Origin of the sequence: Pseudomonas sp. PB120, from assembly GCF_009761815.1 — a bacterium.
In the GTDB taxonomy this organism is placed as follows: Bacteria; Pseudomonadota; Gammaproteobacteria; order Pseudomonadales; family Pseudomonadaceae; genus Aquipseudomonas.
In genome coordinates this window covers 1-9,017 of the sequence record NZ_RWIN01000084.1, presented here as the reverse complement: position 1 = coordinate 9,017, position 9,017 = coordinate 1, and the positions used below count along the sequence as shown (strand labels likewise).

Sequence of the window (9,017 nt, the reverse complement as noted above, 5' to 3'; positions counted from 1 at the left end):
GCTTCGCTGCACCTGCATGCAGCGTGTTCGACTGCGTCGAACGGCGCTGCGCGCCACTCCCCGGATGAACACCTCCACTCAGCCTCCCGACGGGGCGGGTGGATCAAGATCAAAAGCTGCAGGCGAGTCCCCGATCCCTTGTAGGAGCGAGCTTGCTCGCGAAAAACGTGCAGGCAACGCGTTAATTCAGGCAGCCCGCGTCATCGTTCACGACCATCGCGAGCGAGCTCGCTCCTACAGTTGATCGCGTTGTAGGCAATGGCGGTCTGACAGCCAGACATTCCCCCACAAAATCAATTAACCCGACACAGCCAACTTTAAACCCTACCCACCCGACCCACTGTCCACCCGCCCCCCCGTATCCTGATCGAAGAACTGCGGAATCTCATGCTGATAGCTCTTCAACCACCGCTGCATGGCCAGCTCTCGTTCCGCAGCGGTCGATACCTGAGGTTTCGCCGAGGCCGCCGTATTACTGCTTTGCAGTTGCAACCAACCCTCGGTTTCCTGCTGTTGCGGGGAGGAGGGGCCGGGGTCGATGGCGTGGGCGCTGAGGGGCAGGGCCAGCAGGCCCAGGCAGTAGAACAGGGTCGATTTCATTCAAGACTTCTCCCTATTGGATGGTCGGTATCGCGACGGCGGCGACCTGGTTCGCGGCGGCCGGGGCGGGTTTGCCCGGGGCCTTGAGTTTTTCCGCGCGGGCCTGGGCTTCGGTGACCTGGGCGGGGCTCAGGCCGAGGCGGCTGACCAGTTCGGCGGCGCGGTTCCAGTCGTCCTGGTAGATCAGCAAGGTCACCAGGTTCAGGGCCGCCAGTTGATCGCTTTGCTTGAGCTCCATGGCGGTCAGGAATTCGAAGCGTGCGTCCTCCACGCGCAGTTGATTGAGGTACACCACGCCGAGGTCGTTGCGGATTTTTTCATCGGTGGGTGCCAGGCGTGCGGCCCGCTGCAAGTGAGCCTGGGCCTGGCCGTTATCACCCTTGGCGGCGGCGAGTTGACCGAGGCCGTGTTCGGCTTCGGCGGACAGGCAACTGCCGAGCAGGCTGCGATACAGAGGTTCGGCTTCGCTGCGGCCGAGCAGGCGATAAACCTTGGCTTTGCGCAAGCGCACGTCGGCCGAGTTCTCGGGAAGGTTCTGCAGGTTGGCCAGGCTGGCGTGCAGTTTGCCGTCGTTGGCCATGTCGTCGGCGAGGTTCAGCGACAGCTGTTCTTCGGAACTCAATTTGGCGCAACTGGACGAGCTGGTCAGGGCGCTCCACGGGGCCTGGCCGTCGGTCGCGCAACCGCTCAACAACAGCAAACCCACACCGGCGATCAATGCTTTCATCACGTTCCCTCTAAAAAGCCATTGCCCGGGCCAGGGCGGTAAAACCCGGGCCGGCGAGCACGATCAATAACGCCGGGAAGAGAAACAGCATCATCACGACGGACATTTTGGCGGACATTCTGGAGATGTATTCCTGCAAGCGCGTCAGGCGCCGGTCATCGAGCAATTGCTTGAGGGCCAGCAGGGATTTCATCGCACCGCCGCCCTGGTGAATCAACTGCTGAAGGATCACGCAGGTGTCGGTGAACTCGTCCACCGCGAGCAAACGCGTAGCTTTGTTCAGCTCTTCGCCCAGCTCCAGGCCGGAGTCGACCCGGGCCAGCACCAGGCGCAGTTCATGGGTCAGCGCCGGCATTAACTGCCGGCCTTCGTTGCTCAGCACGCGCAGCGACTGCTCCACCGCCATGCCCGATTCGAACAGGATGCGCAGCAGCGGGATGAAGGTGGAAATCTCGATCGCCAGTTGTTTTTGCCGACGGTTCACGGCGGCGGCGAGCAAGCGTTTGGGCAACAGGTAGCCGAAACCCGTGGCAAACGCCGGGGCCAGCCATTGGTTGTTCACATGGGGAAAAAACAGCCCTTGGACCAGCAATGTCAGGGCCAATGCCAGTACGGGACTGCCGACCTGAAAGGCCGCGAACAGCGAACGCCGCCGCACGCTACGCCAACCCAGGCGGTTGAGCAGGGCCTGGGTTTCAGTGTCCAGATTGACCGTGCGCTGGCCGATCCGGCTGTTGCCCAGCCACTGCAGCCAGTGACCGACGCGATCGTCGCCGGGCAGTTTTCCGTCCAGCCGCTGGGCCACCTGACGCACGCGTCGACGCTGGTCCAGCAGCCCGCTGAGCAGCAACAGCGTGGCCCCCAGGAACAGCAGCGCACTGATCAGCAGCGGGATTTTCATACGCTGCGCAACATGCGCCAGAGCGCGAGGCTGCCCACCACCTGCAGGGCGAACGCGCTCGCGAGCATGATTTGCCCCGAGCTGTCGTTCCACATGGCGAGCAAATAGTGAGGGTTGGTCAACAGAAAATAGCCGGCGAGGGCAATCGGCAAACTGCCCAGCACCCAGGCCGTGACGCGGGTTTCGCCGGTCATGGCGGCGAGTTGGCGCGCTGCCTGTTCACGTTCGCGGATCATCTTGATCAGGTTTTCCAGTAACTCGCTGGCATTGCCGCCGTAGCGGTGATTGACCTTCAAGCCAAGTGCGAACAGACGCAGTTCTTCTTTTTCATAGAGCTCGGCAAGGTCCGAGGCGGCGTCCGGCAGGCTGACGCCCAATTGCACGTTGCGCTGCACGCGGCCCATGGCATTTTTCAGGGGATCTTCGGCAGCCTCGATGGCGCCCAACACCGCATCGGCCAGGGTCCGCCCGGACTTCAGGCTGCGTACCGTGTGATCGAGCATCTGCGGCAGTTGTTCGATCATGCGCTTGAGCCGGCGCTGATAACGCCAACTCACGTACACCCGCAGGAGCAGCGGTGGCAGCAACAGCATCGCCAGCAAACCGATCCAGCCCGCCACGGCGACGCCCAACAGAACGCCGAGCGCCCAGAGCATCAGCCACAGATTCAACCGTTCCGTTGGCCGCCCGAGACCGGCGCGCAAAAAGGCGCGCTCCAGCCCCGCCCAGGAGGACTTCTCCACGACCCGCTCCACTTGCCCCTGACTCAGACGACCCAGCACCCGCTCTTTACCGGTCTGGCGCATGCCGCGATAAAAAAGGCGGATCGACAAACCGAGCAGGGCCACGCAAACGAGGATCAGCAGCACCGATTTGAGCATGGCGTGCCCCTTAGTACGCGGAGGGTGCGCGCGCCGACTCGCGGCGCAATTTGTCGCCGGCGGGGTGGACCGCCTCGCGCAGGAATCCGAAACCGTTACGCCGGTCGAGCCGGAACAGTGTGTTGGTGACGTACACATCCTCACGGATGCCGATCACCTCCACCACTTCGCTGACGCAGCGTCGGCCATCGGGCATGCGCGTCAACTGGATCACCACGTCCAGCGCGGCGCAGATCATTTGCCGCAAGGTGCGTTCGGCGATGGTGCGGCCGGTCAGGCCCACCAATGTTTCCAGGCGCAACAGCGCATCCTGGGCGTTGTTGGCGTGCACGGTGCTCATCGAACCGTCGTGGCCGGTGTTCATGGCCGTCAGCACGTCGAGCACTTCGACGCCACGGATCTCGCCGAGGATGATTCGGTCCGGGCGCATCCGCAGGGCGTTGCGAATCAGGTCGCTGGCCTTCACTTCGCCGTGCCCTTCGGCATTCGGCGGACGGGTTTCCAGACGCACCACGTGCGGGTGGCCGAGTTGCAGTTCGGCGATGTCTTCGATGGTGACGAGCCGTTCGTGAGGGTTGATCAGCTGGCTGAGGATGTTCAGCAACGTGGTCTTGCCGGTGCCGGTGCCGCCGCTGATCAGGATGTTGCAGCGCTTGCCCACGGCCTCCTGAATGAAGTCGAAGATCGCCTGGTCGATGGTTTGCATCGCCATCAGGTCGGAGCTCTTGAGCATGTCCTTGCGAAATTTTCGAATCGACAGGCACGGACCGTCGAGGGCAATCGGCGGGATGATCGCGTTGACCCGGCTGCCGTCCGGCAACCGCGCATCGACCATCGGCGAGGACTCGTCCAGCCGCCGCCCAAGGGGCGCGAGGATGCGCTGCATGACCCGTTCGACGTGGTGCGAATCGATAAAACGCAAATCGCTTTGATGCAGCACACCGTCGCGCTCGACGAACACCCGGTGCGGGCCGTTGACCAGGATCTCGGTCACCGCCGGGTCGCGCAACAGCACTTCCAGCGGGCCGAAACCGGTGAGCTCGTCGACGATTTCTTCCGCCAGGCGCTCCATTTCATAACGCGAAATGGCCAGGTGCAGCCGGGCAATGTACTCGGCAATTTTGTCGATGACGAACTGCGACAGGACTTGCCGCGAGCCTTCCAGCAGGTTTTTTCCGGACTCCTCGATGGCGTCGATGATGTAGCGGTGCAGCACCAGTTTCAGGCCGTCGTGGTCGGTATTGCCGGTGGACACGCGCTGGGGCGCGCCGAAGAGTTTTTCGCCACTCATTGCGCGCCCCTCAAGCGGTTGAACCAGCCTGCCTTGGGTTTGACCAGGCCTTCGGAGCGTTTGGCCAGCCGTTCGCCGAGGGTACGCAGGCTCTGGGTCAGACCTTCCCGTGGGGCGAGCTCGAACAGGGAGACGCCCTGGTTCTTGGCGTTGAGCCGTACTTCAGGGCTGTAGTTGAGGATCGCGATCACCTCCATGCCGAAGCTTTTGCCCAGCGTGTCGGAGTCCGGCGCGACGTTGCGCAGGTAGCGGTCCACCAGCAACCGGGCGTGATCGAGCTTCATGCCTTTTTCGCGCCACAGGTTCAGCACTTCCAGGTTGCGGCGACAGTCCAGCACGTTCTGGTCCGTGTACCACAGCAGCTTGTCGCAATGGCTGACGAAGGTGCGCAAGGCCTCGCTGTCGGGCTGGCCGGTGAGGTTCACCACGATGTGCTGGAAGTGTTGGCGCAGGGCGCTGAGCAGCATGTACAGCTCGGCGGCGCTGGTGTGTTCCAGCGGTTCGTCGTTGCTGGCGTAGGCGAGAATCCGCAGCCCGTTTTCGCAACTGGTGAAAGCACTGTCGATCATCGTGGCGTCGAGACGTCGCAAATGCCGCAAGGCATCGCCGAAATGAAACGAGCTCTCCAGCCCGAGCAACGCCAGGCTGTCGCCACGCGGCAAACCCAGGTCCAGCAGCAGCGTTTGCTGACCGCTTTTCTGCACCACTTGTGCCATGTGGTTGGCGAGCAAAGCCCCGTCGGCATTGCTCTGCGCGCCGTAGAGCACGGTCAGTCCACCCAGTTGCGTGTTGGGCGCCACGGGGGGCAGGCGTTTACTCAGGCGTCGGACCAGGCCGGCGACTTCACTGGAGCGTGAACCGTAGGCCACGAAATCCCGCGCGCCGGCACGCATCGCGTTCAGTACAAGCTGGTTGTCCATCCCGTCGCCCAGCGCGACGATCGCCAGCATCGGCTTGGCCTCCAGCGCCCCTTCGATCAACGCGCTCTGGGCCACCACGTGTTCGCGATCCAGTCCGACGAACACCAGACTGGCGAGGGTCACGTCCACCAGCGCCAACAGTTCGTCGAGGTTGCCGCCGCCGGCGCCGACCACTTGGCCCAGCGGGGCGAGGGCGCCTTGCAGCCACTCGAGGTCGGTGCTGTTGCGCGTGATTGCGAGGAAGGTTTGACTCAGGCTCTGACTCATTGCGATAACCCGCTGCGTTTATCGAAATTGCCGTTTTCAAGGAAGTACAGGCGGTACCAGTTCGGGTCGTAGTTGCGCAGTTTTTCACCGGGCAACGACGGCAGTTGTGCGTTTGCCGCCAAGGGTTGAACCAGGTGCGGCGTGACGATCATCAACAGCTCGCGCTCTTCGCGCTTGATCGAGGAGTTGCGAAAGAACGCACCAATGATCGGGATGTCGCCCAGCCCCGGAAACTTGCTGACTTGCGACGCGTTTTGACTACTGATCAAGCCGCTGATGACGAAGCTCTCGCCATCGGCCAGGGAAATGCTGGTGTCGGTGCGGCGGATGGTGAACGCCGGCACGGTGGTGCCGCCGATGGTCACGCCGTTGTTGTAATCCAGTTCGCTGACCTCGGGCGCCACTTTCAGGGCGATGCGGTCGCGGCCGACCACGGTCGGGGTGAGGGTCAGGCGAATCCCGAATTCCTTGTATTCGATGGAGTAGCTGTTGCTGTTGGCGCTGGGCACCGGGATCGGGATTTCACCGCCGGCGAGGAAGCTCGCGCTCTGCCCGCTGATCGCCACCAGGCTCGGCCGGGCCAGGGTGTAAGCGAAGCCGGTGCTTTCCATGGCGTTGATGATGGCGAGGAAATTGCCGCCGCCGGCCACGATGTTGTACACGTCATTGGCCAGGGGGATACTCGGCACGGCGATGCGCGGATCAAGGTTGCGCAGCGGCAGTACACCGGGTGTCACGGCGGTATTGGGCACGGTACCGGGGGAGCCGAACAGGAAGTTCGAGTTTTTCCCGTAAATGGAGGTGCCGGCCTCTTTCAGTTTGGTCCGGCTGACTTCGACGAAGCGGATGTCGGTCTGCACTTGCGAGGGCAGCGCGGGGTCGTCGGACGGCAATTGTGTGGCGGAGGTCATGGCCGTTGTGGCCCGGCCCTGGACGAACACCATGCTCTGGCGCGGCGCACTCGCGCAGGCTGTCCAGACCATCAGGCTGGTCGCGCCAGAGGCCATGCCGGTCAGCAGGAACGCCTGATTGCCGTTGACCCGCACGTCGGCGATTTTCGGATCGCCCACGGCCACACGCGTAATCGCTACGGGCGATTGCACTTCCTGTTGCAGCCCTTCTCCGACTTCCAGCACGGCCGGCATCGAGCCCAGCGCAGCGCAATTTCCGGCGGCTGCAAAGGTCTCCGTGAGCGGCAGGCCACTCAATAAAGAGGCCCAGAGCAGGCTTTGGAAAATGGACATGTTGCGTCTGCGCATTAAATGCATCCTTGCTCGACTCAGGGAGTTTGCTGCGTGAGTTCATTGCCGCGAATCACTTCCACGCCTGCCTTGCGTGGGGCGACTGCGCCAGGGGTAGTGACGGGTTTGGGCGGGGCGGTCATGGCCAATTGGCTGAACTGGATCAGTTCGCGATTGGCCGCCGCAAGGTTGTTCGATGAGTCGCTGGCCCCGGCCCAGTACTGCGCCAGGCGCTGTTCATCGGCACTGCGCACCGCCAGGCGCAAAACGCCGGCCTGGGCGGCCAGCATCAGCCGGCTCAAGAGTTGTTCGGGAACGGCGAGCAGCACCGTGCGGGCGGCGGCGCGCATTTGATTCTGTTTGAGTTTTTCGTCGTTGCTGAGGGCCGGGTTCGAGGGCTGGCCATCGTTGGTCAAGCCCAGTTGTTCGCCCACGCCGAGCACCCGCAAGGCCGGCACCACCAACTGCGCCGACGGTTGCAGGTTGTTGCTGTCCATGCGCAGAAACAGCAGCACATCGACGTAGTCCCCGGGCGCCAGTTGCCCGCCGGCGTTGATCACGTCGTCCACGGCCACCGCGAGGGCGCGTTCATTCGGGCGAATCATCCGGGCCAGCGGGCTGCCGGCTTCGAAGCTTTCAGCATTGAGCCAACTGCCGGCGGTGAGCGCGCGCCAAGGTGTGCGGCCAATCGCCTGGTCAAGCCGGGTCAGGCTGCCGACGGGGGCGGTACGGAGTTTTTCCAGGGCGACGTCGGCGGCAGTGATTTGCACGAACGGGGCGACGTCATGCAGCAGCACCACCACCGGTTGGCGGGTGGGGTCATCCACCGGCGCAGGTGCCTGGGCTGTTGGCGTATTGGTGACCACGACAGGTTGTGCGACAGGCTCGGGGACCGGTTGACGGCTCAGCGTGAGGCCCCAATAACCCGCAATGATGGCGCCTACCAGAAACAACCCGGCCAGGCCCATGGTGACACGGCTGTTCATGACGGCTCTCCCTTTCCTGCTGCTCAAAGAACCCGTCAAGCCCGACGGGACAACTTCGCAATCAGGCAGCTATGAACATAAAACTGTTTCGCTATTTGACCGTAGCGCAGGTATCGCAAAACGCCATTAGGGATTGGAAAATATCTAACAAAAGTAGGGGGCTACGGCGCAAAAGCACTGTTATTTGGCGTCAATGAAGTGATTACTACTTTAGCGTTAATACGTTCTTACAGTTGTTGGGAGGGAAAATGCCGTCAATGCTGGTGCTGGCATAGGGGAATCATGTTGCAGCGGTGCAACACCCGTTGTCATCCAGGAGAAATGCCATGTTCGTTTCCAGGCTCGTCCAGAAGATCAAATCCGAAATCGCTTTTTACAAAGGCTTGGCCAAAGACACTGAAGGTGCGTCCGGTATCGAGTACGCGATTGTGGCGGCCATGGTGGCGGTGGTGATTGCCGGGCTCAGTGCGGGCATGGGCACTACGATCACCAATATCTTCGGCAAAATCACCACCGCATTGGGCGGTACGCCATAACGCCATAACTTGCCAATGCTTGAAACGGATTCTAGAGTCAGCGCTCGTCCATCCTAGGTGTTGCCTATGAACGCTCCTGCCGTTGCGCGCCAACAACTGCTTCTGGTCGATGACGAGGAGGATGCGCTGCTTGAACTGGCAGAGTTGCTGGAGGGGGAGGGTTTCCATTGTTTTACGGCGACTTCGGTCAAGCTCGCGCTGAATCATTTGACGCGTCACCCTGATATTGCGTTGGTCATCACGGATTTGCGGATGCCCGAGGAGAGCGGGATGTCGTTGATCAAGCGGTTGCGCGAGCATACGGCTCGGCAGCATTTGCCGGTGATTGTGACGTCGGGGCATGCGGATATGGAGGATGTCAGCGATATGTTGCGGTTGCAGGTGCTGGATCTGTTTCGCAAGCCGATTTATCACGTGCGGTTGTTGGAGACGTTGAACAATTTGTTTCCGCAGCCGCGGTTGAGTTTGGCTGTTCGGTGATGGTGATGGTGATGGTGATGGTGATGGTGGTGTACATATCCGTTTCTGCGGTAACGGCTACTTAGGGTTTCGCCCTTACGGCGACTCACTTTTTTTTCAAACGCCAAAAAAAAGTAAGCAAAAAAAGGCTCGCCCCAAGCGTCCGGCCCCTCGCTAAGGCTCGGCGTTCCTTCGCTCCGGTATTCAT

Annotated in this window: 10 protein-coding genes; 2 read left to right on the top strand and 8 right to left on the bottom strand. The window is 61.8% G+C overall.

What is annotated here, in order from left to right; genetic code table 11:
• Positions 1–324 precede the first annotated feature (324 nt).
• Genes EJA72_RS16610 through cpaB form a run of 8 tightly spaced genes read right to left on the bottom strand, consistent with a single transcriptional unit; the run spans position 325 to position 7,814 of the window.
• Positions 325–600, bottom strand: coding sequence for a DUF3613 domain-containing protein (locus EJA72_RS16610; RefSeq protein ID WP_157712519.1), 276 nt, complete (start codon positions 598–600; stop codon positions 325–327).
• A 13-nt stretch (positions 601–613) separates the two neighbouring features.
• The gene (locus EJA72_RS16605; protein WP_157712518.1) at positions 614–1,327 is read right to left on the bottom strand and encodes a tetratricopeptide repeat protein; all 714 of its coding nucleotides are present in this window, start codon (positions 1,325–1,327) and stop codon (positions 614–616) included.
• A 10-nt stretch (positions 1,328–1,337) separates the two neighbouring features.
• Entirely contained in the window at positions 1,338–2,228 is an 891-nt protein-coding gene (locus tag EJA72_RS16600) for a type II secretion system F family protein (RefSeq protein WP_157712517.1), read from the bottom strand.
• Entirely contained in the window at positions 2,225–3,109 is an 885-nt protein-coding gene (locus EJA72_RS16595) for a type II secretion system F family protein (protein ID WP_157712516.1), read from the bottom strand. Before EJA72_RS16595 ends, EJA72_RS16600 begins: the two co-directional genes overlap by 4 nt.
• Positions 3,110–3,119: 10 nt before the next feature.
• Positions 3,120–4,400, bottom strand: coding sequence for a CpaF family protein (locus EJA72_RS16590; protein ID WP_157712515.1), 1,281 nt, complete (start codon positions 4,398–4,400; stop codon positions 3,120–3,122).
• Positions 4,397–5,587, bottom strand: coding sequence for a pilus assembly protein (locus tag EJA72_RS16585; RefSeq protein WP_157712514.1), 1,191 nt, complete (start codon positions 5,585–5,587; stop codon positions 4,397–4,399). The genes EJA72_RS16590 and EJA72_RS16585 overlap by 4 nt, the downstream gene beginning before the upstream one ends.
• Positions 5,584–6,846 carry a type II and III secretion system protein family protein gene (locus EJA72_RS16580; protein ID WP_157712513.1) on the bottom strand — a complete coding sequence of 421 codons (1,263 nt, stop codon included), beginning with the start codon at positions 6,844–6,846 and terminating at the stop codon, positions 5,584–5,586. Before EJA72_RS16580 ends, EJA72_RS16585 begins: the two co-directional genes overlap by 4 nt.
• A gap of 20 nt (positions 6,847–6,866) precedes the next feature.
• Positions 6,867–7,814, bottom strand: coding sequence for a Flp pilus assembly protein CpaB (gene cpaB, locus EJA72_RS16575; protein WP_157712512.1), 948 nt, complete (start codon positions 7,812–7,814; stop codon positions 6,867–6,869).
• Between the two features lie 326 nt (positions 7,815–8,140).
• Between cpaB and EJA72_RS16570 the strand changes: the two genes are divergently transcribed.
• Complete coding sequence (locus EJA72_RS16570; RefSeq protein ID WP_157712511.1) at positions 8,141–8,350, top strand: Flp family type IVb pilin; 210 nt, start codon at positions 8,141–8,143, stop codon at positions 8,348–8,350.
• A gap of 66 nt (positions 8,351–8,416) precedes the next feature.
• Positions 8,417–8,830 (top strand): response regulator, encoded by a 414-nt coding sequence (locus EJA72_RS16565; protein WP_157712510.1) that lies wholly within the window; start codon positions 8,417–8,419, stop codon positions 8,828–8,830.
• The last annotated feature ends 187 nt before the right edge of the window (positions 8,831–9,017 follow it).

Bases quoted from the DNA above. Each gene is read 5' to 3' on its own strand.
- EJA72_RS16565 (WP_157712510.1), top strand. From the start codon at position 8,417: ATGAACGCTCCTGCCGTTGCGCGCCAACAACTGCTTCTGGTCGATGAC.
- cpaB (WP_157712512.1), bottom strand. From the start codon at position 7,814: ATGAACAGCCGTGTCACCATGGGCCTGGCCGGGTTGTTTCTGGTAGGC.
- EJA72_RS16585 (WP_157712514.1), bottom strand. From the start codon at position 5,587: ATGAGTCAGAGCCTGAGTCAAACCTTCCTCGCAATCACGCGCAACAGC.
- EJA72_RS16580 (WP_157712513.1), bottom strand. From the start codon at position 6,846: ATGCGCAGACGCAACATGTCCATTTTCCAAAGCCTGCTCTGGGCCTCT.
- EJA72_RS16570 (WP_157712511.1), top strand. From the start codon at position 8,141: ATGTTCGTTTCCAGGCTCGTCCAGAAGATCAAATCCGAAATCGCTTTT.
- EJA72_RS16605 (WP_157712518.1), bottom strand. From the start codon at position 1,327: ATGAAAGCATTGATCGCCGGTGTGGGTTTGCTGTTGTTGAGCGGTTGC.
- EJA72_RS16610 (WP_157712519.1), bottom strand. From the start codon at position 600: ATGAAATCGACCCTGTTCTACTGCCTGGGCCTGCTGGCCCTGCCCCTC.
- EJA72_RS16600 (WP_157712517.1), bottom strand. From the start codon at position 2,228: ATGAAAATCCCGCTGCTGATCAGTGCGCTGCTGTTCCTGGGGGCCACG.
- EJA72_RS16595 (WP_157712516.1), bottom strand. From the start codon at position 3,109: ATGCTCAAATCGGTGCTGCTGATCCTCGTTTGCGTGGCCCTGCTCGGT.
- EJA72_RS16590 (WP_157712515.1), bottom strand. From the start codon at position 4,400: ATGAGTGGCGAAAAACTCTTCGGCGCGCCCCAGCGCGTGTCCACCGGC.